Raw genomic sequence first — 24,706 nt, forward strand, 5'->3', positions numbered from 1 at the left:
CGCCCGGTCCCATTCCGAACCCGGAAGCTAAGCCTGCCAGCGCCGATGGTACTGCACTCGACAGGGTGTGGGAGAGTAGGACACCGCCGGAACAATTGTTCGCTGAAGGCCCCGACCATCATGGTCGGGGCCTTCAGTCGTTTCCGGGCGGATAATCTACACTCGTCCCGGTGCGCCTTGTGATTGCCCGTTGCCAGGTCGACTACGTGGGGCGGCTGACCGCCCACCTCCCGATGGCCCGCCGGCTGCTCATGATGAAAGCCGACGGCTCAGTGCTGGTCCACTCCGACGGTGGCTCGTACAAGCCGCTAAATTGGATGAGCCCGCCCTGCTGGGTGGAGGAGCGTGGTCCGGACTCCCCGGAGTTCCCCGAGGGCGCAGCGGCGCTCTGGGTGGTCACCAACAAGGCCGGGGAGCAGCTCCGGATCACCGTGCAGGAGATCGAGCACGACTCCTCGCACGATCTGGGCGTCGACCCCGGGCTGGTGAAGGACGGTGTGGAGGCGCACCTCCAGGAGCTGCTGGCGGAGCACGTGCAGACGCTCGGCACCGGCTACACGCTGGTGCGCCGGGAGTACATGACCGCCATCGGGCCGGTCGACCTGCTCTGCCGGGATGCCCAAGGCGCCACCGTGGCGGTGGAGATCAAGCGCCGCGGCGAGATCGACGGGGTGGAGCAACTCACCCGCTATCTCGAGCTGCTGAACCGCGATCCGCTGCTGGCTCCGGTCGCCGGTGTCTTCGCGGCGCAGCAGATCAAGCCGCAGGCGCGGACGCTCGCGGAGGACCGCGGAATCCGCTGCCTGACGCTCGATTACAACGCCCTGCGCGGCACGGAGAGCAACGAGTTCCGGTTGTTCTGACCGACGCGGCTACCCTGGGCGGCATGTCCCGCAGGAAAGCGCGTGCAGGCCGCCGGACGGATTCGCCGCGGCCGCTCGGCGACGTGTTCGGGCGCAGCGAGCCGGGGCCGGACGGGGACGAGGTCTACACCGTGCGGACCATCCCGGGCAGCAGGGCGCGCAAGCCGTACCGCTGCCCCGGGTGCGACCACGAAATAGCCCCGGGCGTGGCGCACCTGGTCGCCTGGCCCGCCTACGGCGGGGAGGACGATCGGCGGCACTGGCACCGGGGCTGCTGGGAGGGGCGGGGGACGCGGCGCATCACCCGCCGGTGGTCGTGAAACTCGTGCCGGCGCTACCCAGCGCGAAGGCCGCCCCTGCTGGGACGGCCTTCGCGGGTACTACGTCGTCGCCGTCACGTCGAAGCCGACGTCAGTTGCTGACGTTGGCGTTCTCCCGCTCCTCGACGACGTCGTCGTCCTCGTCGGCGGCTTCCTGGATCGCCTTCGGGCGGGTACCGGCGACCGGCTTGGCGCCGTTGCCGATGGACTTGCGCTGCTGCTGCTCGGGGGCGCCGTCGAGCAGCTCGCTCTCCCGGTTGACCGCGGCGAGCATCGCGGGCACCGAGTCGAGCTGACCGCGGATGCCGAGCAGCTGGGCGAGCACCCGGCCGCGCAGCACGCGCATCTCCTCGGCCAGTTCCTTGGCGTGCGCGATCTTGCGGTCGGAGGTCTGGGTGGCCGAGGAGATGAGGCGGTTGGCCTCGTCCGTGGCGTCCTTGATCCGCTGCGCGGCCTCGGCGCGGGAGGTGGCCTCGAGCTCCTCCATGGCGCGGGTCAGCTTGGTGCGCCGCTCCGCCATGGTGACCTCGAAGTCCTGCTGCGCGGCCTTGCGCTTGGCCTCCGCCTCCTTGGCGATGCGGTCGGACTCGGCCTGCGCGGCCTCGATGATCTTGCCGGACTCGGAGCGCGCGTTGGCGAGGGTCTGCTCGTACTCGATCTCGAGCGCCTCGCGCTTCTCCTTGGTCTCGGCGAGCAGCGACTCGTACTTGCCGCGCATCTCGGTGGCCTGCTGCTCGGCGATGGAGACCATCTCGGCCGCCTCGGCCTGGGCCAGGGCGCGGACCTCGGAGGCCTCGTCGGAGGCGAGCCGCAGCATCCGGGAGATGCGGTCGGACATGCCCTCGGCGGTGGTGGGCGGCACCGAGAGACGGTCGACCTCCTTGCGGAGCTCGTCGATCTCGTCCCTGGCGTCCTCCAGCTGGGCCGCGAGGTTGCGGGCCTGAGCGGCGGCCGCGTCGCGGTCGGTGGCGGTGACGCGCAGCTCGGCATCGAAACGGTCGAAGTAGTTACGCACCTCGTCTTGCGCATAACCCTTGCGCACAACGGTGAAGGGGAGCGCAACGAAGCGATTGCGATCGGACTCGGGTGACGACATGGCACACAAACTACAGCGTGTTGGGGATTGATGGTGACTCGACCGGGAAGGAGATTTCGCCGATTTTCCCGGTCGTGCCGTCGATACTAATTCGTGACATTTGCTTTCGGCTGCACCAACTCGATCAGCACACCCCCGGCATCCTTCGGATGGATGAAGTTGATGCGGGAATCCGCCGTTCCGCGGCGCGGCTCGGTGTACAGCAAACGCACGCCGCGATCGCGAAGATGTGTTGACACGGCCTCGATGTCGGTGACGCGATAGGCGAGCTGTTGCAGGCCGGGGCCGTTGCGATCGATGAACTTCGCGATGGTCGAATTCGCGTCCAGCGGGGCCAGCAGCTGGATGGCGGTGGCGCCCGCCGGGGCCTTCGGCAGCGAGAGCATCGCCTCGTGCACGCCCTGCGCCTCGTTCACCTCCCGGTGCGTCTCGATCATGCCGAGGTGCTCGGCGTACCAGGCGACGGCGGTGTCCAGGTCGGGCACGGCGATGCCGGTGTGGTCGACCGCGACGACGTAGTCGCCGGGGATGATGGCGCCTGCGGAGGTGGCGGGTTCGGTTACGTTGCTCACGTACTCGACGGTAGCGCGGGGCCGTCGATCAGGTGGTGCGGTCGTACCGGTTACCGTGGAGTACAGAACTCGACAACGAAGGTGAGGTTCGTCGTGACCACTTCCGTGATCGTCTCCGGGGCGCGCACCCCGGTCGGGCGGCTGCTCGGCGGCCTCAAGGACTTCAGCGGCTCGGATCTCGGCGGCTTCGCCATCAAGGCGGCGCTGGAGCGCGGCGGGGTCGCGCCGGAGCTGGTCGAGTACGTGATCATGGGCCAGGTGCTCACCGCGGGCGCGGGGCAGATCCCGGCGCGGCAGGCCGCGGTGGCGGGCGGCATCCCGATGAGCGTGCCCGCGCTCACCCTGAACAAGGTCTGTCTCTCCGGCATCAACGCCATCGCGCAGGCCGACCAGCTGATCCGGGCGGGCGAGTTCGAGATCGTGGTCGCCGGTGGCCAGGAGTCCATGAGCCGGGCGCCGCACATGCTGGAGAAGAGCCGCGAGGGCTTCAAGTACGGCGACGTCACGCTGCGCGACCACATGGCCTACGACGGCCTCTACGACATCTTCACCGACCAGGCGATGGGCGCGCTCACCGAGCAGCGCAACGCCGGTGACTCGCCGGACTTCGTGAGCCGCGAGGAGCAGGACGCCTTCGCGGCGGCCTCGCACCAGCGCGCCGCGGCGGCCTGGAAGAACGGGCTCTTCGACGACGAGGTGGTGCCGGTCTCGGTGCCGCAGCGCAAGGGCGATCCGCTGGTGATCGGCGAGGACGAGGGGATCCGCGCCGACACCACGGCGGAGTCGCTGGCCAAGCTGCGCCCCGCGTTCAGCAAGACCGGGACCATCACGGCGGGCAGCGCCTCGCAGATCTCCGACGGCGCGGCCGCGGTGGTCGTGATGAGCAAGGCGAAGGCGGAGGCGCTCGGGCTGCAGTGGCTGGCCGAGATCGGGGCATCGGGCGTGGTCGCCGGGCCGGACTCGACGCTGCAGGACCAGCCCGCCGACGCGATCGTCAAGGCCTGCGCGCGCGAGGGAATCGCCCCCGCCGACCTGGACCTGATCGAGATCAACGAGGCCTTCGCCGCGGTCGGCATCGCCTCCACTCGCAAGCTCGGCATCGACCCGGCGAAGGTGAACGTCAACGGCGGCGCCATCGCGATCGGGCACCCGCTCGGCATGTCCGGCGCGCGCATCCTGCTGCACCTGGTGCTGGAGTTGAAGCGGCGCGGCGGTGGGGTCGGCGCCGCCGCGCTGTGCGGCGGCGGCGGGCAGGGTGACGCGCTGATCGTGCGGGTGTAGGCGCCGGGGCGCGAGTTCTGCGGCGCAGGTCGCGGGCGTGAATGTCCGATGTGACCGGATCGACTACGACTCGCTGTAGTTGATCCGGCACAATGTCGGCATGAATTTCTTCGATCTGCGCAGCGTCGCGGGCAGGTTCCGGTTCTTCGCCGTGCTGGAGGCGCTGTCCTGGCTCGGCCTGCTCGTCGGCATGGCCTTCAAGTACATCCCGGATCCGGGCAACGAGATCGGGGTGAAGATCTTCGGCCCGATCCACGGCGCGATCTTCGTGCTGTTCGTGCTCTCCGCGCTGCTGGCCGCGCGTGAGCTGGGCTGGAACCTGAAAACCACGGCGCTGGCGCTGATCTCCAGCATTCCGCCGTTCGCCACCGTGGTCTTCGAGGTCTGGGCGGTGCGCACCGGCAAGCTCGGCGAGCTGAGCGCGCCCGGCACCCGCGCCGGCGAGCAGCCCGCCGGGGTCACCTCGTAGATCGGATGGTGACGACCGGCGGGGTCGTGCCAAACTGAATCCGTGACCAGACCAGCCAGTCGTCGTCCCTCGCCCGCCGTTGCCGCTGCCATGTCCGGGGCGGTGGACCTGTCCAGCCTCAAGCAGCCCCCGGCCGGTGCGTCGGGCGGCGGCGGTGGTGCCGCGGGCGATTACACCGTGGGCGAAGCGGATTTCGAGACCAGGGTGCTGCGCCGCTCCACGCAGGTGCCGGTCGTGGTGGTGCTGTACTCGCAGCGCAGCCCGGGCAGCGTGGAGCTGGTGCGGCTGTTCGAGAAGCTCGTCGCCGAGAGCGGGGGCAGCTGGGATCTCGCCGCGGTCGAGGCCGAGGCCAATATGCGGATCGCGCAGGCGCTGCGGGTGCAGGGGATTCCCACCGTCGTCGCGATCGCGGCCGGGCAGCCGCTCGCCGACTTCGAAGGGGTGCAGCCGGAGCCGCAGGTGCGGCAGTGGTTGACCGCGGTGGTCGATGCCGTCGCGGGGAAGCTCGAGGGGGCGGAGCCCGGGGAGCCGGAGCCCGCGGAGGATCCGCGGTTCGTGGCGGCGGAGGAGGCGCTGGAGCGGGGGGATCTGGCCGGGGCCGAGGCGGTGTACGAGGCGATCATCGCGGCCGAGCCGGAGAACGACGAGGCCAAGGGGGCGCTGCGGCAGTTGCGGTTCCTCGGGCGGGCGCAGGGGTTGTCGCCGGAGGTCGTCGCTACCGCCGATGCGAACCCGGCCGATGTGCAGGCGGCTGTGCGGGCGGCTGATTTCGAGCTGTTCAACCAGCAGCCGGAGGCGGCGTTCGAGCGGTTGATCCGCACCGTCAAGGTGACGGCGGGGGATGATCGCACCGCCGCGCGGACGCGGTTGCTCGAGCTGTTCGAGCTGTTCGACCAGGCGGAGCCGTTCGTCGTCGCCGCGCGACGAAAGCTCGCTGCCGCGCTCTACTGACGCTCCCGCCCTCCGGGCGGTCGCGTCACGGTGACAGGGAACCCGGGCCCTGCGGGCCCGGACCCGCTTCCCGCTGCGCGGGGGATTCGCGCCCGCTCGCCGGAATCACCGGCGGCCCGCACCAGCGGGCGAGGATGCCGCCTGCGGTCTCCATTCGCCGAGCGCGGCGCTCCGGACCCGAGACCCGAGCATCCGAGCGGGCTCACGCCGCCAGGCGCCGAGAATTTCCTCCCGTCGGAGCCGGTCATGCCCGCTCTTCGAGTGAGGTTCGGGCCCGTCAGGCGCCGAGAGGCACCCCCCGTCGGAGCGGGTCATGCCTTGCTCTTCGAGTGAGGTTCGGGCCCGTCAGGCGCCGAGAAGTACCTTTCGCCGGAGCGGGTCATGCTTGCTCGTCGAGGGGGTTCGGGGCCGTCAGGCCCCGAGAAAGAACCCTTACTCTTTTTCCGGAGCCAGCCAGATGGCGGTGTTCGGTGCCAGGGCGACGGTGGCGCTGGCGGGGCGGCCGTGCCAGGGGTGGGGTTCGGCGGTTACTGCGCCGAGGTTGCCGAGGCCGGAACCGCCGTAGTCGGCGGCGTCGGTGTTGAGGATCTCGGTCCAGCGGCCGGTGTGCGGGAGGCCGACGCGGTACTCCGGGTGGGCGGAACCGGAGAAGTTGAAGACGCAGGCCACGACCGAGCCGTCGGATCCGTAGCGGAGGAAGGCCAAGACGTTCGAGGCACTGTCGTCCGCCTCGATCCAGGAGTAACCGCCGGGGGCGGTGTCCTGACTCCAGAGCGCGGGGCGCCCGCGGTAGGTGGCGTTCAGGTCGCGGAGCACGCCGAGGATCCCGGCGTGCAGCGGGTTCTCCAGCTCACCCCAGTCCAGGCCGCGCTCGTGCGACCACTCCCGGAACTGCCCGAAATCCTGCCCCATGAAGAGCAGCTGCTTGCCCGGGTGCGCCCACATGTAGGCGAGCAGCGCGCGCACCCCCGCCGCCTTGGCGAAGTCGTCGCCGGGCATCCGGGTCCAGAGCGTGCCCTTGCCGTGCACCACCTCGTCGTGGCTGATCGGCAGCACATAGTTCTCGCTCCACGCGTACACCAGCGAGAAGGTGACCTCGTTGTGGTGCCAGGAGCGGTGGATCGGATCGCGCCCCAGGTAGCCGAGGGTGTCGTGCATCCAGCCCATGTTCCACTTCATGGTGAAGCCGAGCCCGCCGACGTCGGTGCCGCGGGTGACCCCGGGCCACGCGGTCGACTCCTCCGCGACCGTGATCACCCCGGGGTGCGCCCGGTGCAGGGTGGCGTTGAGTTCCTGCAGGAAGTCGACGGCCTCCAGGTTCTCCCGGCCGCCGTGGATGTTCGGCTCCCACTGCCCGGCGCCGCGCGAGTAGTCCAGGTAGAGCATGGAGGCGACGGCGTCGACCCGCAGCCCGTCGATGTGGAACTCCTCGACCCAGTACAGGGCATTGGCGACCAGGAAGTTGCGCACCTCGTTGCGGCCGTAGTCGAAGACGTAGGTGCCCCAGTCGAGCTGTTCGCCGCGGCGCGGGTCGGGGTGCTCGTAGAGCGGGGCGCCGTCGAAGCGGGCCAGCGCCCACTCGTCGCGCGGGAAGTGCGCGGGCACCCAGTCCAGCAGGACGCCGATGCCCGCGGCGTGCAGCCGGTCGACGAAGGCGCGGAAGTCGTCCGGGCTGCCGAAGCGCGCGGTCGGGGCGTAGTAGGAGGTGACCTGGTACCCCCAGGAGCCGCCGAACGGGTGCTCCGCCACCGGCAGCAGCTCGACGTGCGTGAATCCCGCGTCGGCGACGTACTCGGCGAGCTGGTCGGCGAGCTCGCGGTAGCCGAGCCCGGGCCGCCAGGAGCCGAGGTGCACCTCGTAGACGCTCATCGGCGCTGCGGTCGGCTCAGCGCGGGCGCGGGCGCCGATCCAGGCGTCGTCGGCCCAGGTGTAGCTGCTCTCGGCGACCACGGAGGCGGTCGCGGGCGGGTGCTCGGTGGCGAAGGCGAGCGGGTCGGCGTGGTCGACGGTGCGGCCGTCGGCGCCGTGCACCCGGTACTTGTACCTGGTGCCCGGCCCGACACCGGGGATGAAGAGCTCCCAGACCCCGGACGAGCCGAGTGCGCGCATGGGCGCGCTGTGCCCGCTCCAACTGTCGAAGTCGCCGATCACGGTGACGCCGCGCGCGTTCGGCGCCCAGACCGCGAACGAGGTGCCGGTGACCTCGCCGTCCAGCGTGGTGTAGCGGCGCGGGTGCGCGCCGAGCACGTCCCAGAGCCGCTCGTGCCTGCCCTCGTTGATCAGGTGCAGGTCGAGCTCGCCGAGCGTGGGCAGGAAGTGGTAGCCGTCGGCGCTCAGCACGGTCTGGCCGCCCTGGTACGTGGCGAGGACGCGGTAGTCGTCGAGCTGCGGGAAGGGCAGCACGGCGGCGAAGACGCCGTGGCCGAGCGATTCGAGCGGGTGGTCGGTGCCGCCGACCCGGATCGCGACGCGCTCGGCGTGCGGGCGCAGTACCCGGACCACGGTGCCGTCGGCGTGCGCGTGCGCGCCGAGCACGGTGTGCGGGTCGTGGTGCGTGCCCGCGGCCAGCAGCATCAGGTCGCGGCGCTTCATCGCAGCGTCCTGCGCTGGGCGAGCTGCGGGCGCAGTCGCTGCGGCACCGAGGGCAGCGCGAGGATGTGCGCCACCGCCTGCGGCGGGTCCAGCCGCACGTAGTTGGTCTGGCCCCAGTGGTACTCCGCGCCGGTGACCTCGTCGACCACCACCGGGCGGTCGTGCCACTCCCGGCCGATGGCGGGCAGGTCCAGCGAGACCAGCCCCTGCTCGGCGCCGAACGGGTTCAGGTTCACCACCACCAGCACGGCGTCCCCGGTGGCCGGGTCGAACTTGGAGTAGGCGATCAGCGCGTCGTTGTCCACGTGGTGGAAGTGCACGTAGCGCAGCTGTTGAAACGCGGGGTGCGCGCGGCGGATCTCGTTCAGCCTGGTCAGCCAGGGCTGCAGCGATTCGCCGCGGGCCAGCGCGCCCGCGAAGTCGCGCGGGCGCAGCTGGTACTTCTCCGAGTCCAGGTACTCCTCGGAGCCGGGGCGCACCGCCTCGTGCTCGAAGAGCTCGAAGCCGGAGTAGACGCCCCAGCTGGGGGCGAGCGTAGCGGCGAGCACCGCGCGGATGGCGAACATGCCAGGCCCGCCGTGCTGCAGCGATTCGTGCAGGATGTCCGGGGTGTTGACGAAGAGGTTGGGCCTGGCCTCGTCGGCCTTGGCGGCCAGCTCCTCGCCGAACTGGGTGAGCTCCCACTTGGCGACCCGCCAGGTGAAGTAGGTGTAGGACTGGCTGAAGCCGCGCCGGGCCAGGCCGTAGAGCCGGGCCGGGCGGGTGAAGGCCTCGGAGAGGAAGATCACGTCCGGGTCGTCCGCGCGCACCGTCGCGATCAGCCACTCCCAGAAGTCGGCGGGCTTGGTGTGCGGGTTGTCGACCCGGAAGATCTTCACGCCGAGCCCGATCCAGTGCCGGACGACGCGCAGGATCTCGGCGTAGAGGCCGTCCGGGTCGTTGTCGAAGTCGATCGGGTAGATGTCCTGGTACTTCTTCGGCGGGTTCTCGGCGAAGGCGATGGTGCCGTCCGGCAGCGTGGTGAACCACTCCGGGTGCGCGGCGACCCACGGGTGGTCGGGGGCGCACTGCAGCGCGAGGTCGAGCGCGACCTCCAGGTTCAGCTTGGCCGCGGCGGCGACGAAGGCCTTGAAGTCGCGGACGGTGCCGAGCTCGGGGTGCAGCGCGTCGTGGCCGCCCGCGGCCGAGCCGATCGCCCACGGCGAGCCGACGTCGCCGGGCTCGGCGATCAGCGAGTTGTTCGGGCCCTTGCGGTTGACCTCGCCGATCGGGTGCACCGGCGGCAGGTAGACCACGTCGAAGCCCATGGCGGCGATCCGCTGGAGTTCCTTGGCTGCGGTCTTGAAGGTGCCGTGCACCGGGTTGCCGTCGGCGTCCCGACCGCCGGTGGAGCGCGGGAAGAACTCGTACCAGGCGCCGTAGAGCGCGCGCCTGCGCTCCACGTGCACCGTGTGCTGCGGACCGCGGGTGACGAGCTCGCGCAGCGGGCTGGCCCGCAGGATCTCCGCGATGTCGGTGGCGAAGGCGGGCGCGACCCGAGCGGGCAGCTGCGCGTCCGAGCGCAGCGCGGCGGCGACCGCGCGCAGCTTCTCGAACTGCTTCTTCGGGACCGCCTGCGCGGCGCGGTCGAAGAGCCGGGCGCCGATCTCCAGGTCGTTGGCGAGGTCGGCGGCGGTCTGCCCGACGGCCAGTTTCTTCTCGACCGCCGAGCGCCAGGTGGCGATGGGGTCGCTCCAGCCCTCGATGCGGAAGGTCCAGATGCCGGGGGCGGAGGGGATGAAGGCGCCGTTGAAGACGTCCGGCTCCAGGTCGGGGGTCATTCGGCTGCGGACCGCGCGGGACGAGCCGGGGGCGCGGACCGTGAGCGTGGCGGCGACGGCATCGTGCCCCTCGCGCCAGACCACGGCGCGGACCGGGAAGACCTCGCCGACGGCGGCTTTGGCGGGGCGGCCGCCTGGGATCGATGGGGCGGTGTCGTCGATGGCGATGCGGCCGGTCACGCGGACCAACCTACCGGGTGGGTGCCGTGGCCACCGGGTACGCGCCGCCCGCTCGCGCACGCGGCGACGGGCTCGGTTTCGTTCGGTAGGGTTCCGGCCGTGAAGGCATTGCGTCGATTCACCGTCCGTGCCCATCTGCCCGAGCGCCTGGCGGCGCTGGGGGAGCTCTCCACCAACCTGCGGTGGTCCTGGCACTGGCCAACGCAGGATCTCTTCGCCGAGCTGGACCGGGAGCGCTGGGACGAGCTCGGCCACGACCCGGTGCGGATGCTCGGCGAGGTCGCGCCCGCCAGGCTGGACCAGCTCGCGGAGGACGCCGAGTACGTCCGGCGCGTCGATGCGGCAGCCGCTGACCTGCGCGAATACCTGGAACGGCCCGCCTGGTTCCAGCGCAACACCGAGGGCGACGGGGTGCGCGGGATCGCCTACTTCTCGATGGAGTTCGGGGTCACCGAGGTGCTGCCGAACTACTCCGGCGGGCTCGGGATCCTGGCGGGTGACCACCTCAAGGCCGCCTCTGACCTGGGGTTGCCGCTGATCGGGGTGGGGCTGCTGTACCGCAGCGGCTACTTCAGGCAGTCGCTCTCGGCGGACGGCTGGCAGCTGGAGCACTACCCGGCGCTGGACCCGCAGGGGTTGCCGCTGCGGCTGCTGACCAGCGACGGCTCGCCGGTGCTGATCCACGTCGCGGTGCCGGACCAGCGGGTGCTGCGCGCGCGGGTGTGGGTGGCGCAGGTCGGCAGGGTGCCGCTGCTGCTGCTCGACTCCGACATCGCGGAGAACGACCCGGAGCTGCGCGCGGTGACCGACCGGCTGTACGGCGGCGACCAGGACCACCGGATCAAGCAGGAGATCCTGGCCGGGATCGGCGGGGTGCGCGCGGTGCGCGCCTACACCCGCGCCGCCGGGCTGCCCGACCCGGACGTCTTCCACATGAACGAGGGGCACGCGGGGTTCCTCGGGGTCGAGCGGATTCGCGAATATGTCGCCGACGGCATGGATTTCGATTCCGCGCTGACGGCGGTGCGGGCCGGGACGCTGTTCACCACGCACACCCCGGTGCCCGCGGGCATCGACCGCTTCCCGGCCGAGCTGGTGCGGCGCTACTTCGGCGGCGCGCACGGCGAGGCGGAGTCGGCGCTGCTGCCTGGGTTGGCGGTGGACCGGATCCTGGCGCTCGGCCGGGAGAACGACCCCGCGGTGTTCAACATGGCGCACATGGGGCTGCGGCTGGCGCAGCGGGCGAACGGCGTCTCGAAGCTGCACGGCGAGGTGAGCCGGGAGATGTTCGCCGGGCTGTGGCCCGGCTTCGACCCGGCGGAGGTGCCGATCGGCTCGATCACCAACGGCGTGCACGCGCCGACCTGGGCCGCGCGCGAGTGGGTCGAGAAGGCGCGCGAGCTCATGGGCGCGGAGTTCGTGCAGGAGGCGCGGGGCTGGGAGCGGCTGCGCGAGGTCGACCCCGGCGAGCTGTGGGCGACCAGGAACACGCTGCGCGCCGGGCTGGTCGCCGAGGTGCGGCGCCGGGTGCGCGCCTCCTGGCTGGAGCGCGGGGCCGCGCCCGCCGAGCTGGGCTGGGTGGACGAGGTCTTCGATCCCGGCGTGCTGACCGTGGGGTTCGCCCGGCGGGTGCCGACCTACAAGCGGCTCACCCTCATGCTGCGCGACCCGGAGCGGCTGCGGTCGCTGCTGCTCGACCCGGAGCGGCCGGTGCAGCTGGTGGTGGCGGGCAAGAGCCACCCCGCCGACGACGGCGGAAAGGCGCTGATCCAGCAGGTGGTGCGGTTCGCCGACGACGCGGAGGTCAGGCACCGGATCGTCTTCCTGCCGGACTACGACATGTCGATGGCGCGGCACCTGTACTGGGGCTGCGACGTCTGGCTGAACAATCCGCTGCGGCCGCTGGAGGCGTGCGGGACCTCGGGGATGAAGTCGGCGCTGAACGGCGGGCTCAACCTCTCCATCCGGGACGGGTGGTGGGACGAGATGTACGACGGCGAGAACGGCTGGGCCATCCCGAGCGCGGACGGCGTCGCCGACGAGCAGCGCCGGGACGACCTGGAGGCGGCCGCGCTCTACGACCTCTTCGAGCGGACGGTCGCGCCGCGCTTCTACGACCGGGACGGTGCGGGGGTGCCCGCGCGCTGGGTCGAGATGGTGCGCCACACGCTGCAGACGCTCGGGCCGAAGGTGCTGGCCTCGCGGATGGTCAGGGACTACGCGGTGAACTACTACGGCCCCGCCGCGGACTCGTTCGGGCGGGTCGCGGCGGACGGGTTCGCCGGGGCGCGGGCGCTCGCCGAGTACCGGCGGCGGGTCGAGCAGGCGTGGCCCGGGGTGAAGGTGGTGCAGGTGGACAGCGCCGGGCTGCCGGACACGCCGGTGATCGGGGCGCCGCTCTCGCTCACCGCGCGGGTCGACCTGGCCGGGCTCGGGGTCGGGGACGTCGCGGTGCAGGCGGTGTTCGGGCGGGTCTCGGCCGCCGACGAGCTCACCGACGTCACTGCGGTGCCGATGGCGCACGCCGGGGCCGACGGCGGGGTCGAGCTGTTCACGGTGGAGACGCCGGTGCCGCTCTCCGGCGCGGTCGGGTACACGGTGCGGGTGCTGCCGCACCACGAGTTGCTCGCCGCCGACGGCGAGCTGGGGTTGGTCACCGCGCCGAACGCGTGATCGCGGGGTACAAACGCAGGAGCTGATGTCACGAGGACGGAGAGTCCCATGGGTAGCGATTCCGAGAATCGGCACGATCCGGAGCCGGGGGTTCCGGGGGACCCGGGTCCTGCCGGGGCCGGTCCGGAGGCGGCGGAACCGGGCCTCGGCTGGACCGGCGACGAACCCGCGCCGCCGCCCGCGGCCCCCGCACCCGCGGCTCCGAGGGGGTGGCTCGACTCCTACTTCCAGGTCACGGCGCTCGGCTCCACCTACCGGCGCGAGATCATGGCGGGCACCGTCACCTTCCTCGCCATGTCCTACATCCTGGCGGTGAACCCGTCGATCCTCGGCGACGAGGGCCCGCTCGGCCCGCTCGGCATCCCGACCCAGGCGGTCTTCACCGCCACGGCGGTCGCCGCCGTCTTCGGCACCCTGGTCATGGGGTTGTGGGCGCGGTACCCGATCGCGCTCGCCCCCGGCATGGGGCTGAACGCGTTCTTCGCCTTCACGGTGGTGCAGAGCATGGGCATCCCGTGGCAGACCGCGCTCTCCGGCACCCTGCTCTCCGGCATCATCTTCTTCGTGCTCGCGGTGACCAAGGTCCGCGAGCGCATCCTGGACTCCATCCCGATGCAGCTGAAGCTCGCGGTCGGCGCGGGGATCGGGCTGTTCATCGCCTTCATCGGGCTGAAGAACGCGGGCTTCGTCGTCGCCAGCGAGGCCACCTTCGTCAAGCTCGGCGACCTGACCGCGGGCCCGGCCCTGCTCGCGCTCTTCGGGTTGGTCGTGACCGTGGTCTTCCTGGTGCTCGGCAAACACGGTGCGGTGCTCATCGGCATCGTCTCGACCACGGTGCTCGGCATGGTCACCGGCCTGGTGGAGCTGCCGAAGGGCGTCGCGGCGCTGCCCCGCGGCCTGGACCAGACCTTCGGCCAGGCGATCACGCACCTGCCGGACGCCTTCACCCAGCAGATGATCGTCGTGGTGCTGACCATGCTCTTCGTCGACTTCTTCGACGCCTCCGGCACCCTGATCGGCGTGGCCAAGCAGGCCGGGCTGCTGGACGAGCGGGGCAGGCTGCCGCGCGCGGCCAGCGCCTTCGCCGCCGATTCGGTCGGCACCGCGGCGGGCGCCGTCATCGGCACCTCGACCACGACGGCGTACGTGGAGTCCACCGCGGGCGTCTCCGCGGGCGGCCGGACCGGGCTGACCGCGGTGACCACGGCGGGCTGGTTCCTGCTCGCCATGTTCTGCTACCCGATCTTCGCGGTGGTGGCCTCGGCCGGGGAGGTCACGGCGCCCGCGCTGATCGTGGTCGGCGTGCTGATGGCGCGCTCGCTCGGCGAGATCGAGTGGGGGAACCTGGAGTACGCCATCCCGGCGTTCCTCACGATCGCGCTGATGCCGATGAGCTACTCGATCGCCAACGGCCTCGCCATGGGCATGCTCTTCTACCCGATCGTCATGGTGGCGCGCGGCCGGATCCGGGACGTGCACCCGGTCATGTGGGTGCTGATGCTGGTCTTCCTCGGCTACTTCTTCTTCCTGGCCGAGTAGTCAGGAGGCGGTGAGCCTGCCCAGCGCCTTGGCCACCACCTCCGGGTCGGCCGTCTCCCAGTAGGGCGGCAGCGAGGCCCGGAGGTAGCCGCCGTAGCGGGCCGTGGCAATCCTGGAGTCCAGGATGGCGATGACGCCGCGGTCGTCGACGCTGCGCAGCAGGCGGCCGGTGCCCTGGGCGAGCAGCAGGGCGGCGTGGTTCGCGGCGACGGTCATGAAGCCGTTGCCGCCGCGCGACTCGACCGCCCGCTGCCGCGCGGTGAGCAGCGGGTCGTCCGGGCGGGGGAAGGGGATGCGGTCCAGCAGGACCAGGCTCAGCGAGGGGCCTGGCACGTCGACGCCCTGCCAGAGCGAGAGCGTGCCGAAGAGCGAGGTCGCGGCGTCCTCGGCGAAGGCCTTGACCAGCGCACCGGTGGCGTCGTCGCCCTGGCACAGCACGGGGGTGTCGAGCCGCTCGCGCATGGCCTCGGTGGCGGCGCGGGCCGCGCGCATGGAGGAGAAGAGGCCGAGCGTGCGGCCGCCCGCGGCGCGGATGAGCCGCTCGATCTCGTCCAGCACGGCGGGGGGCATGCCGTCCCGGCCGGGCGGAGGCAGGTGCTTGGCGACGTAGAGGATGCCGGAGCGGGCGTGGTCGAACGGCGAGCCGACGTCCAGCGACGACCAGCGCACGGTCTCGGCGTCGGCCGGGGCCTGCGCGCCGTTCGCGGTGCCGGTGTCCGGCCGGTTGGCGGACTGGGCGGGCAGCCCCCAGGTGATCGCGAGGCCGTCGAAGGAGCCGCCGATCTGCAGCGTCGCCGAGGTGAGGATGACGGTGGAGGCCCCGAAGAGCCTGCTGCGCAGCAGCCCGCCGACGGCGAGCGGCGCCATCCGCAGCGTGCGCCGCGCGGTCCCGCGGATCTCGTCGGCGGAGAGCCAGATGACGTCCTTGCGGGCGGCCGGGTCGGGCTCGTCGAAGGCGGAGAGCGCGCGCACCGCGCTGTCGTGCACCTCCTCGACCGCGACCAGCGCCTGGTTGCGCGCGGCGGCGGCCTCCGGGTCGCTGCCCTGCTGCGTGGTGCCGCCGGGCGGGGAGAGCGCGGTGCGCACATTCCAGGCGGCGTCCCGGATCAGCGCGAGGACCGGGGCCGCGCTCTCCGGCAGCCGCTCCCAGCGGGCGGCGGGCAGCTCGTCCAGCACCTCGTGCCAGGCCTCGCCCGCCTCCTCCAGCCGGTCCAGCTCCCGCTCGTCGACGAGCTTGGCGCAGCGCTTGGCGGCGGCGGTGACGGTGGCGGGGGCCAGCTCGGCGGTGGCGACGCCGGTGACCCGGTCGACGAGCTCGTGCGCCTCGTCGATGATCACCACATCGTGCTCGGGCAGGATCTGGATGCCGCTGATGGCGTCGATGGCGAGCAGCGCGTGGTTGGTGACGACCACGTCGGACTGCGCGGACTCGGCGCGCGCCTTCTCGGCGAAGCAGTCCTGGCCGAAGGGGCAGCGGGACTTGCCGAGGCACTCCCGGGAGGAGACGCTGACCTGCCGCCAGGCGCGGTCGCTCACGCCGGGGGCGAGCTCGTCCCGGTCACCGGTCTCGGTCTCCGACGACCAGGTGGTGAGGCGCTGCACCTCGCGGCCGAGCCGGGAGATGGCGAAGGCGTCGAAGAGCTCGGCGTCGCCGGGCTCCTCCGGGACGGCGCTGTTCATCTTGTTCAGGCACAGGTAGTTGTTGCGGCCCTTGAGGATCGCGAAGCGGGCGGTGCGGCCGAGCGGCTTCCCCAGCGCGTCGGCGAGGCGCGGCAGGTCGCGGTCGACCAGCTGGCGCTGCAGCGCGATGGTGGCGGTGGAGACCACGACGGTGCGGCCGGTGCGGACCGCGTGCCGCAGGCCGGGCACCAGGTAGGCCAGCGACTTTCCGGTGCCGGTGCCCGCCTGGACCGCGAGGTGCTCGCCGGTGTCGATGGCGTGCGCGACCGCCGAGGCCATGGTGACCTGCCCGGTCCGCTCGGTGCCGCCGAGCGCGCGGACGGCGGTGGAGAGGAGTTCCGGGACCGGCGGCAGTTCGGGCACGCGCAGCAGCCTACTGCGGTGCGCCGACACGCTCGGCGCAGGCGCGGTGCCGCGAGGCTGCGGCGGTGCCGCGTAAGGATGCGGCGGTGCCGCGGTGCGGCCGACGCGGCGCGCGCTGCGGGCGGCTGCTCGAGGGCGGGCGTCCTGCCGACGCTCGCCCTACGGCGTCAGTGGCCCAGTTCGCCGTCGAACTGGACGCCTGCGGCGCGCATGCGCTCCATGGCGGCGGTGGTGGTCTCCGGCGCGACCCCGGCGGTGAGCGCGAGCAGCACTCGCGTTTCGAACCCGGCTTCGCGGGCGTCCAGCGCGGTCGCGCGGACGCAGTGGTCGGTGGCGATGCCGACCACGTCGACGGCGTCGATGTCGCGCGCCCGCAGCCACTCCGCCAGCGAGGAGCCGTCCTCGGCCGCGCCCTCGAAACCGGAGTAGGCGGCGGCGTACTCGCCCTTGCTGAAGACCTCGTCCACGGCGTCGGTGCTGAAGTTCGGGTGGAAGTCGGCGCCGGGGGTACCGACCCGGCAGTGCGGCGGCCAGCTGTCCACGTAGTCCGGAGTCTCGGAGAAGTGGTCACCGGGATCGATGTGGTGATCCCGCGTCGCCACCACCGCCGCGTACTCCGCGTTCAGTAGGTAATCGCTGATCCGCCCGGCCACCGCGGCCCCACCGGTCACCGCGAGCGACCCGCCCTCGCAGAAATCGTTCTGCACATCCACCACGATCAACGCACGCGTCATGGTTCTATTCTGCCGCGAAGGTGGTCGGCACCGCCGGTTCGCCCGCGGAGAGCTTGAGCCCCTCCCACGGCAGGCTGACCAGCCCGCGCGCCACCAGGTCCCGGCTCTCGGCCAGGCTCGGCTGCTCCGGCGTGACCTCGCCGCCGCGCACCAGCGGCACGTGCAGCTCGCGCGCGGTGAACTCGCCGGTCGCGGGTGTGGAACCGGCGGGGAAGACGACCTCCTCGACGATGGTGCCGCTGGCCCTGGCCAGCCGGACGGCACCCTTGGTCCCCCCGCGCGACTCCTTGTGGCTGCTCCGCTTGGCGACCGGAACCCCGTCCACCTCGACCAGTTTGTAGACCATGCCCGCGGTGGGCGCGCCGGAGCCGACGACCAGCGACGTGCCGACGCCGTAGACGTCGACCGGCTCGGCGCGCAGCGCGGCGATGGCGTACTCGTCCAGGTCGCCGGAGACCACGATCCTGGTCCGGGTGGCGCCGAGGCCGTCCAGCTGGGCGCGCACCTGCCCGGCCAGCACCCCGAGGTCGCCGGAGTCGATCCGGACGCCGCCCAGCTCGGGGCCCGCCACCTCGACGGCGGTGGCGACGCCCTGGGTGATGTCGAAGGTGTCGACCAGCAGCGTCGTGCCGACGCCGAGCGCGGCCACCTGGCTGCGGAACGCCTCCGCCTCGTGCGCGCCGTCGCTGCCGCTGTGCAGCAGGGTGAAGGCGTGCGCGCTGGTGCCTGCGCCGGGGACGCCGTAGCGCCGGACCGCCTCCAGATTGGAGGTGGCGTCGAACCCGGCCAGGTAGGCGGCGCGCGAACTGGCCGGGGCGGCGAGCTCGTGGGTGCGGCGCGAGCCCATCTCGATCATCCGGCGCCCGGCCGCCGCGCTCACCATGCGGGCGGCGGCGGAGGCGATGGCGCAGTCGTGGTTGTAGATGGAGAGGATCAGCGTCTCCAGGATCACGCACTCGGCGAAGCTGCCGCGCACGGAGAGCACCGGGGAGTTCGGGAAGTACAGCTCGCCCTCGGCGTAGCCGTCGATATCGCCGCCGAAGCGGTACTCGCGCAACCACTCCAGCGTCCGCGCGTCCAGGAAGCGGGCCGCGACCTCGAGCTCGTCCTGGCCGAAGCGGAACCGGGTGAGCGCCTCCAGCATCCGCCCGGTACCCGCGACCACGCCGTACCGCCTGCCGTTCGGCAATCTCCTGGCGAATACCTCGAAGGTGCAGCGCCGGTGCGCCGAGCCGTCGGCGAGCGCGGCGGCGAGCATGGTCAGCTCGTACTGGTCGGTCAGCAGCGCGGTGCTCGCCCGCCCGTCGATGGTCTCCACGTGGCCACTCTAGACAGCGGGCGGCCGCGGATCGGGGAGCATGATAGGCCCGCGGGCGCCGGATCGGGCCGGAACGGCGGCCGCGGGCCCGGAAAGGCCGTGATTCGGACACCGCGGATGGTTGTGTTCTCCGCCTGCCGTCGTACCCTGGACGCATGGCCCAGTTCGACCGAGTCGATGCAGGCGATCTCGCGGCGGCCGTTGCCGTCGTCGCGCACGCGACACCGTCGGCGACGCCCGAAGCCATCGAGCACAGCGAGATCCTGGAGGCCGTCGACCGGCCCTGGGTCACCGTGGTGTGGGACGACCCGGTGAACCTCATGCACTACGTCACCTACATCTTCCAGAAGCTCTTCGGCTACAGCAAAGCCAAGGCGACCGAGCTCATGCTGCAGGTGCACAACGAGGGCAAGGCCGTGGTGACCTCCGGCCCGAGGGACAAGATGGAGCACGACGTCCAGCGGCTGCACGCCGCCGGGCTGTGGGCGACCATGCAGCGCGACGAGTGACTGCGGCTACCGTAGGCATCGTGCGTAAGTGGAGCCGGAAGAATTCGCTGGGCGGCCTGAAACTGCGTTCCGAGATGGACGGCAGGGAGGCCGCGGTCCTGCGCTCGCTGGTGGGGGCGGTGTGCGGGCTGCTCACCGAGCGCGCGAACTCCGGCCCTGACGACGAACTCGCCGCGCTCACCGGGATGCGGACCGGTAACTCGGCGCCGCCCACCGACCCGCAGCTGCTCCGGCTGCTGCCCGACTTCCACCGCAACGAGCCGAGCTCGCCCGACGCCGACCGCGCCGGGCTGAACAGCGCGCTGCGCAGCCTGCACGAGCCCGACATCATCGAGGCCAAGGTCGCGGCGGGCGCGGTGGTGCTGCGCACGGTGCCCGCCGACGGCGGCAAGGTGACGCTCTCGCCGGAGCAGGCCGATGCCTGGCTGACCGCGCTCAACGACGTCCGGCTGGCGCTCGGCACGGTGCTGGAGATCGACGCCGACACCCCCGAGGAGCTGGAGCCGGGCGACCCGCGCGCCCCGCACCTCGACGTCTACCACTGGCTCACCTGGATGCAGGACTCGCTGCTGTCGGCGCTCGCGCCGTGACCGGGCTCACCGACGTGCCGGGGGTGCTCGTCGGGCACCACCACGAACTCGACCCGCATGCCACGCTCGGCTCCGGCGCCGCCACCGGCTGCACGGTGGTCCGGGTACCCGGCGGCGCGGTGGCCGCGGTCGACGTCCGCGGCGGCGGGCCAGGCACCAGGGAGACCGACCTGCTCGACCCGGCCAACTCGGTCCGCCGGGTCGATGCCGTGCTGCTCAGCGGCGGCAGCGCCTACGGGCTGGCCGCCGCCGACGGCGTGATGCGGTTCTGCGAGGAGGCGGGCGACGGCATCCCGCTGGACCCGCTCGACCCGACCAGGGTGGTGCCGATCGTGCCGGCCGCGGTCATCTTCGACCTGCCGGTCGGCGACTGGGGCATCCGCCCGACCGCCGAATTCGGTTACCGCGCCGCTCGAGCCGCGAGCCGGGAGTTCGAGCGCGGCAGCGTCGGCGCCGGGGTCGGGGCGCGCGCGGGCGCGCTCAAGGGCGGCGTCGGCACCGCGTCGGTGCTGCTCGACATCGGTGTCACGGTGGCGACGCTGGTGGTGGCGAACCCGGTGGGGTCGGTCTTCGACCCGCGCACCGGGCTGCTGTGGGGCGCGGGCACCGACGGCGCCGCTGCGCTCGGGCTGCGCACCCCGACCCCCGAACAGCTCGCCGCGGCCAATGCGCTGCCGGTGAAGGGCACCGCGCTCAACACCACCATCGGCGTGGTCGCCACCGACGCCGCGCTGGACAAGGCGGGCTGCCGCCGGGTCGCGATGACCGCGCACGACGGCCTGGCCAGGGCGGTCCGCCCGGCGCACTCGCCGCTGGACGGTGACACCTTCTTCGCGCTCGCCACCGGCACCGCCGCGCCGCCGCCCGGCCCGCTGCCGCCGCCCGCCTTCCCGCCGGACCTCGGGCTGCTCGACGCGATCTGCACCGCCGCCGCGGTCTGCGTGGAGCGGGCCATCGTCGACGCGGTCGTCTCGGCCCGTCCGATCGCCGGAATCCCCTCGTACGGCGAGCTCTTCGGCGGCTGATCGGGGTGGCCGGGTCGGGCCGGGAATAGCCGAATAAGCTGGCTCGTTGTCGAGTGCGTTGTCGCGGGAAGGGTTGTCGTCGTGCTGGTGATCAGGGCCGACCTCGTCGAGGCGATGGTGGCGCACGCCCGCGCCGACCACCCGGACGAGGCGTGCGGGGTGCTGGCCGGGCCGGAGGGCTCGGACCGCCCGGAGCGCTTCGTCGCCATGGTCAACGCCGAGCGTTCGCCCACCTTCTACCGGTTCGACTCCGGCGAGCAGCTGAAGGTCTGGCGGGCCATGGACGACGCCGACGAGGAGCCGGTGGTCATCTACCACTCGCACACCGCCACCGAGGCGTACCCGAGCCGCACCGACATCTCCTACGCCGCCGAGCCGAACGCGCACTACGTGCTGATCTCCACCCGCGATCCGGAGCAGCACGAGCTGCGCAGCTACCGCATCATCGACGGCGAGGTCACCGAGGAGCCGGTGCGGGTCGTCGACCGCTACTGAACCCGTTCAACCCGAGGAGAACCCATGCCGGTCACCGTGTCCATCCCGACCATCCTGCGCAACCTCACCGGCGGTGAGAAGCGCGTGCAGGCCGAGGGCGCCACGCTCGCCGCGCTCATCGCGGACCTGGAGGCGAACCACCCGGGGCTGTCCGAGCGGCTGCTCACCGACGGCAAGCTGAACCGCTACGTCAACATCTACGTCGACGACGAGGACGTGCGCTTCGCGGGCGGGCTCGAGGCCGAGGTGCCTGCGGGCGGCAGCGTGACGATCCTCCCGGCCGTGGCCGGCGGCGCGCGCTGATCCGGTGGCACGGTACGAATCGCTGATCGCGACGCTCGGCGACACCCCGCTGGTCGGGCTCCGCACCCTCTCGCCGCAGTGGGAGGGCGAGCAGCCGGTGCGGCTGTGGGCGAAGCTGGAGGACCGCAACCCGACCGGCTCGATCAAGGACCGCCCGGCGCTGCGCATGATCGAGCAGGCCGAGGCGGACGGCAGGCTCACCCCCGGCTGCACCATCCTGGAGCCGACCAGCGGCAACACCGGCATCTCGCTGGCCATGGCGGCGAAGCTGAAGGGGTACCGGCTGGTCTGCGTCATGCCGGAGAACACCTCGGTGGAGCGCAGGCAGCTGCTCACCATGTTCGGCGCCGAGATCATCGGCTCGCCCGCGGCGGGCGGCTCCAACCAGGCGGTGGCCAAGGCCAAGGAGATCGCCGCGGCCAACCCGGACTGGGTCATGCTCTACCAGTACGGCAACCCGGCCAACGCGCTCGCGCACTACGAGACCACCGGCCCGGAGATCCTGGCCGACCTGCCCGAGATCACGCACTTCGTGGCCGGGCTCGGCACCACCGGCACGCTCATGGGCACCGGGCGCTACCTGCGCGAGCACGTGCCGGGCATCGAGATCGTCGCGGCCGAGCCGCGGTACGGCGAGCTGGTCTACGGGCTGCGCAACATCGACGAGGGGTTCATCCCCGAGCTGTACGACGAGACCGTGCTCACCAGCCGGTTCTCCGTCGGCCCCTTCGACGCGGTGCGGCGGACCAGGGAGCTGGTGCTGGAGGAGGGCATCTTCGCCGGCATCTCCACCGGGGCCATCCTGCACGCGGCGCTCGGCGTCGCGCGCAAGGTGCAGAAGGCGGGCAAGCGCGCGGACATCGCCTTCGTGGTCTGCGACGGCGGCTGGAAGTACCTCTCCACCGGGGCCTACGACGGCACGCTGGAGGAGGCCGAAGAACGGCTGGAGGGGCAGCTCTGGGCCTGAGCCCCGGTACGCTCGATGCCACGGGCTAGCGCAGGAGGTTCCATGGTCGTCGGTCCTGGTTCGGGATATCCGCCGAACAACCCACCGGTCCGCTCCCGCGCCGCGGCGATGATCGGGAAGCTGTGGGCCCAGGCGGCCGCGCTGATGCTCGGCTTCGTCGCGCTGCTGTACGGCATCGAGGGCGTGGACAGCCTGCAGGGCGTCGACCTGCAGAGCGAGGGCATCCGGCCGCGCGACCCCGACGGGCTCTGGGGCGTGCTGTGGGCGCCGGTGCTGCACGACACCTGGGACCACCTGATGGGCAACACCCTGCCCGTGCTGATCCTCGGCTTCCTCACCCTGCTCTCCGGCATCGGCCGCGGATTGGCCGCGACCGCCTTGATCTGGCTGATCGCGGGCGTCGGCACCTGGCTCGCCGGTGGCGTCGGCACGGTGCACGTCGGCGCCTCGTCGCTGGTCTTCGGCTGGCTCACCTTCCTCATCTCGCGCGGCTGGTTCGCCCGCAACCCCACCCAGATCGTGGTCGGGCTGGTGGTCTTCGCGATCTACGGCTCGCTGCTCTGGGGCGTGCTGCCCGGCCAGCCGATGATCTCCTGGCAGGGCCACCTGTTCGGGGCCGTGGGTGGCCTGGTCGCGGGCTGGGTACTCTCCGGAGACGAACGTCGTCGCCGACGCGGGCCGGAACCCCGGCCCCTGGCACACCCCCGGTGACCACGTCGCACGCCCGTGAGAATTTGGGGGATCCCTTCGTGACCGGTGAATCGTCGTGGCAGCATGTGGGCATGCGCCTTACCGTCCTCGGGTGCTCGGGCAGCGTGTCCGGCCCGGACTCCCCAGCGTCGGGGTATCTGCTGACCGGCCCGGACATGACGCCGACGGTCATCGATTTCGGTCCCGGCGTGCTCGGCGCGCTGCAGAAGTACGCCGATCCCGGTGCGGTCGACATCTTCCTGACGCACCTGCACGCCGACCACTGCCTCGACCTGCCCGGCCTGCTGGTCTGGCGCCGCTACCACCCGACGCCGCCGGTCGGCCGCGCCATCGTGCGCGGGCCGTCGGACTCCGCGCTGCGGATCGGCAATGCCTCGGCCGAGGTCGGCGGCGAGACCGACGACTGGTCCGACGTCATCGACCTGCGCGCCTGGCAGGAGGGTGAGGCCGTCGAGTTCGGGCCTGGGCACACGATTTCGGCGCGCCGGATGTACCACCCGCCGGAGTCCTACGGGCTGCGGATCACCACCGCGGAGGGCCGGGTCTTCGTCTACACCGGCGACACCGCGGTCTGCGACGCGGTCTTCGAGTTGGCCGAAGGCGCCGACGTGCTGATGTCCGAGGCATCCTGGACGCACGACCCGGCGAACCGGCCGCCCGGCATCCACCTCTCCGGCCACGAGGCCGGGCTGATCGCGGCCCGCGCCGGGGTGAAGGAGCTGCTGCTCACGCACATTCCGCCGTGGACCTCGCGGGAGGACGTGATCGCCGAGGCGAAGTCGCAGTTCAGCGGTCCGGTGCACGCGGTGGCGCCGGGGGAGACCTTCGATCTGTAGCACCGCCGCCCGGCGCCGCGCCGGGTGCGGTTAGGCTGGCCCCCGTGTCGAGACGAGTGGACGGCAGGGCGGACGACGAGCTCCGCGAGGTCAGGATCACCCGCGGATTCACCACGCATCCAGCGGGATCGGTGCTGGTCGAGTTCGGCCAGACCCGGGTGCTGTGCACCGCGAGCGTCACCGAGGGGGTGCCGGGCTGGCGCCGGGACAGCGGCCTCGGCTGGCTCACCGCGGAGTACGCCATGCTGCCCGCGGCCACGCACACCCGCAGCGGCCGGGAGTCGGTCAAGGGCCGGGTCGGCGGCCGCACCCAGGAGATCAGCAGGCTGGTCGGGCGCTCGCTGCGCGCCTGCATCGACCTCGCCGCGATCGGGGAGAACACCATCGCCGTCGACTGCGACGTGCTGCAGGCCGACGGCGGCACCCGCACCGCCGCGATCACCGGTGCCTACGTCGCGCTGGCCGACGCGGTGACCTACCTCGGCGCGGCGGGCGCGCTCGCCGACCCGCAGCCCATCTCCTGCGGCATCGCCGCGGTGAGCGTCGGCGTGGTGGACGGCCGGGTCCGGCTGGACCTGCCGTACGAGGAGGATTCGCGCGCCGAGGTGGACATGAACGTGGTCGCCACCGACACCGGCACCCTGGTCGAGATCCAGGGCACCGGCGAGGGCGCCACCTTCCCGCGCTCCACCCTGGACAAGCTGCTCGACTCCGCGCTGGCAGGCTGCGAGCAGCTGTTCGTGGTGCAGAAGGAGGCGCTGGCCAAGCCCTACCCCGGCACGCTGCCCACCCGCGCCGAGACCGGGAAGCGGAGGTAGC

The 24,706-nt window shown here is 72.1% G+C and carries 23 protein-coding genes and 1 rRNA gene; 17 read left to right on the top strand and 7 right to left on the bottom strand.

Annotation, left to right across the window (positions count from 1 at the left end; translation table 11 throughout):
* From rrf to ACFUUZ_RS27395, 3 genes are all read left to right on the top strand, one after another.
* Positions 1-92: ribosomal RNA gene (gene rrf, locus ACFUUZ_RS27385) — 5S ribosomal RNA — on the top strand; the annotation flags it as partial.
* A gap of 78 nt (positions 93-170) precedes the next feature.
* On the top strand, positions 171-863 hold the full coding sequence (gene nucS / locus ACFUUZ_RS27390; protein ID WP_378701118.1) for an endonuclease NucS: 693 nt from the start codon (positions 171-173) through the stop codon (positions 861-863).
* Between the two features lie 23 nt (positions 864-886).
* Positions 887-1,183, top strand: coding sequence for an ATP/GTP-binding protein (locus tag ACFUUZ_RS27395; RefSeq protein WP_378701120.1), 297 nt, complete (start codon positions 887-889; stop codon positions 1,181-1,183).
* Positions 1,184-1,274: 91 nt separating this feature from the next.
* Here the strand turns inward: ACFUUZ_RS27395 and ACFUUZ_RS27400 are convergent, their stop codons facing one another.
* Both ACFUUZ_RS27400 and mce read right to left on the bottom strand, forming a co-directional pair.
* Complete coding sequence (locus ACFUUZ_RS27400) at positions 1,275-2,279, bottom strand: hypothetical protein (protein ID WP_378701122.1); 1,005 nt, start codon at positions 2,277-2,279, stop codon at positions 1,275-1,277.
* Between the two features lie 86 nt (positions 2,280-2,365).
* Positions 2,366-2,851 carry a methylmalonyl-CoA epimerase gene (mce, locus tag ACFUUZ_RS27405; RefSeq protein WP_378701124.1) on the bottom strand — a complete coding sequence of 162 codons (486 nt, stop codon included), beginning with the start codon at positions 2,849-2,851 and terminating at the stop codon, positions 2,366-2,368.
* Positions 2,852-2,944: 93 nt separating this feature from the next.
* On the opposite strand from mce, the gene ACFUUZ_RS27410 reads away from it, so the two are divergent.
* From ACFUUZ_RS27410 to ACFUUZ_RS27420, 3 genes are all read left to right on the top strand, one after another.
* On the top strand, positions 2,945-4,132 hold the full coding sequence (locus ACFUUZ_RS27410) for an acetyl-CoA C-acetyltransferase (protein ID WP_378701126.1): 1,188 nt from the start codon (positions 2,945-2,947) through the stop codon (positions 4,130-4,132).
* A gap of 100 nt (positions 4,133-4,232) precedes the next feature.
* Positions 4,233-4,601 (top strand): DUF3817 domain-containing protein, encoded by a 369-nt coding sequence (locus ACFUUZ_RS27415; protein ID WP_378701128.1) that lies wholly within the window; start codon positions 4,233-4,235, stop codon positions 4,599-4,601.
* Positions 4,602-4,691: 90 nt separating this feature from the next.
* Complete coding sequence (locus ACFUUZ_RS27420) at positions 4,692-5,552, top strand: tetratricopeptide repeat protein (protein ID WP_378701173.1); 861 nt, start codon at positions 4,692-4,694, stop codon at positions 5,550-5,552.
* A 432-nt stretch (positions 5,553-5,984) separates the two neighbouring features.
* Here the strand turns inward: ACFUUZ_RS27420 and glgB are convergent, their stop codons facing one another.
* On the bottom strand, positions 5,985-8,144 hold the full coding sequence (gene glgB, locus ACFUUZ_RS27425; protein WP_378701130.1) for a 1,4-alpha-glucan branching protein GlgB: 2,160 nt from the start codon (positions 8,142-8,144) through the stop codon (positions 5,985-5,987).
* Complete coding sequence (locus ACFUUZ_RS27430) at positions 8,141-10,144, bottom strand: maltotransferase domain-containing protein (RefSeq protein WP_378701131.1); 2,004 nt, start codon at positions 10,142-10,144, stop codon at positions 8,141-8,143. Before ACFUUZ_RS27430 ends, glgB begins: the two co-directional genes overlap by 4 nt.
* A 99-nt stretch (positions 10,145-10,243) precedes the next feature.
* Between ACFUUZ_RS27430 and glgP the strand changes: the two genes are divergently transcribed.
* Entirely contained in the window at positions 10,244-12,817 is a 2,574-nt protein-coding gene (gene glgP / locus ACFUUZ_RS27435; protein WP_378701133.1) for an alpha-glucan family phosphorylase, read from the top strand.
* A gap of 48 nt (positions 12,818-12,865) precedes the next feature.
* A complete protein-coding gene (locus tag ACFUUZ_RS27440) occupies positions 12,866-14,356 on the top strand; it encodes an NCS2 family permease (protein WP_378701135.1) in 1,491 nt (496 codons plus the stop codon).
* Here ACFUUZ_RS27440 and ACFUUZ_RS27445 read toward each other — a convergent pair whose 3' ends face one another.
* The 3 genes from ACFUUZ_RS27445 to ACFUUZ_RS27455 form a co-directional block, all read right to left on the bottom strand.
* Entirely contained in the window at positions 14,357-16,399 is a 2,043-nt protein-coding gene (locus ACFUUZ_RS27445; RefSeq protein ID WP_378701137.1) for an ATP-dependent DNA helicase, read from the bottom strand. It lies immediately after the preceding gene.
* Positions 16,400-16,566: 167 nt separating this feature from the next.
* Entirely contained in the window at positions 16,567-17,133 is a 567-nt protein-coding gene (locus ACFUUZ_RS27450; protein WP_378701139.1) for a nicotinamidase, read from the bottom strand.
* Positions 17,134-17,137: 4 nt separating this feature from the next.
* Complete coding sequence (locus ACFUUZ_RS27455; protein ID WP_378701141.1) at positions 17,138-18,451, bottom strand: nicotinate phosphoribosyltransferase; 1,314 nt, start codon at positions 18,449-18,451, stop codon at positions 17,138-17,140.
* 155 nt (positions 18,452-18,606) lie between these two features.
* On the opposite strand from ACFUUZ_RS27455, the gene clpS reads away from it, so the two are divergent.
* From clpS to rph, 9 genes are all read left to right on the top strand, one after another.
* A complete protein-coding gene (gene clpS, locus ACFUUZ_RS27460; RefSeq protein ID WP_378617204.1) occupies positions 18,607-18,960 on the top strand; it encodes an ATP-dependent Clp protease adapter ClpS in 354 nt (117 codons plus the stop codon).
* 20 nt (positions 18,961-18,980) lie between these two features.
* On the top strand, positions 18,981-19,550 hold the full coding sequence (locus ACFUUZ_RS27465; protein WP_378701143.1) for a DUF2017 domain-containing protein: 570 nt from the start codon (positions 18,981-18,983) through the stop codon (positions 19,548-19,550).
* Positions 19,547-20,575 (top strand): P1 family peptidase, encoded by a 1,029-nt coding sequence (locus tag ACFUUZ_RS27470; RefSeq protein WP_378701145.1) that lies wholly within the window; start codon positions 19,547-19,549, stop codon positions 20,573-20,575. Before ACFUUZ_RS27465 ends, ACFUUZ_RS27470 begins: the two co-directional genes overlap by 4 nt.
* 81 nt (positions 20,576-20,656) lie before the next feature.
* A complete protein-coding gene (locus ACFUUZ_RS27475) occupies positions 20,657-21,070 on the top strand; it encodes a Mov34/MPN/PAD-1 family protein (RefSeq protein WP_378701146.1) in 414 nt (137 codons plus the stop codon).
* Positions 21,071-21,094: 24 nt separating this feature from the next.
* Positions 21,095-21,373 carry a MoaD/ThiS family protein gene (locus ACFUUZ_RS27480; RefSeq protein ID WP_357020500.1) on the top strand — a complete coding sequence of 93 codons (279 nt, stop codon included), beginning with the start codon at positions 21,095-21,097 and terminating at the stop codon, positions 21,371-21,373.
* 4 nt (positions 21,374-21,377) lie between these two features.
* Complete coding sequence (locus ACFUUZ_RS27485; protein ID WP_378701147.1) at positions 21,378-22,340, top strand: PLP-dependent cysteine synthase family protein; 963 nt, start codon at positions 21,378-21,380, stop codon at positions 22,338-22,340.
* Between the two features lie 42 nt (positions 22,341-22,382).
* The gene (locus ACFUUZ_RS27490) at positions 22,383-23,051 is read left to right on the top strand and encodes a rhomboid family intramembrane serine protease (protein WP_378701148.1); all 669 of its coding nucleotides are present in this window, start codon (positions 22,383-22,385) and stop codon (positions 23,049-23,051) included.
* A 71-nt stretch (positions 23,052-23,122) separates the two neighbouring features.
* Positions 23,123-23,887 (top strand): cyclic nucleotide-degrading phosphodiesterase, encoded by a 765-nt coding sequence (locus tag ACFUUZ_RS27495; RefSeq protein ID WP_378701149.1) that lies wholly within the window; start codon positions 23,123-23,125, stop codon positions 23,885-23,887.
* A 44-nt stretch (positions 23,888-23,931) separates the two neighbouring features.
* Complete coding sequence (rph, locus tag ACFUUZ_RS27500) at positions 23,932-24,705, top strand: ribonuclease PH (protein ID WP_378701150.1); 774 nt, start codon at positions 23,932-23,934, stop codon at positions 24,703-24,705.
* Position 24,706 lies beyond the last annotated feature (1 nt).

The organism is Nocardia sp. NPDC057353 (genome assembly GCF_042667085.1).
Classification (GTDB): domain Bacteria; phylum Actinomycetota; class Actinomycetes; order Mycobacteriales; family Mycobacteriaceae; genus Nocardia.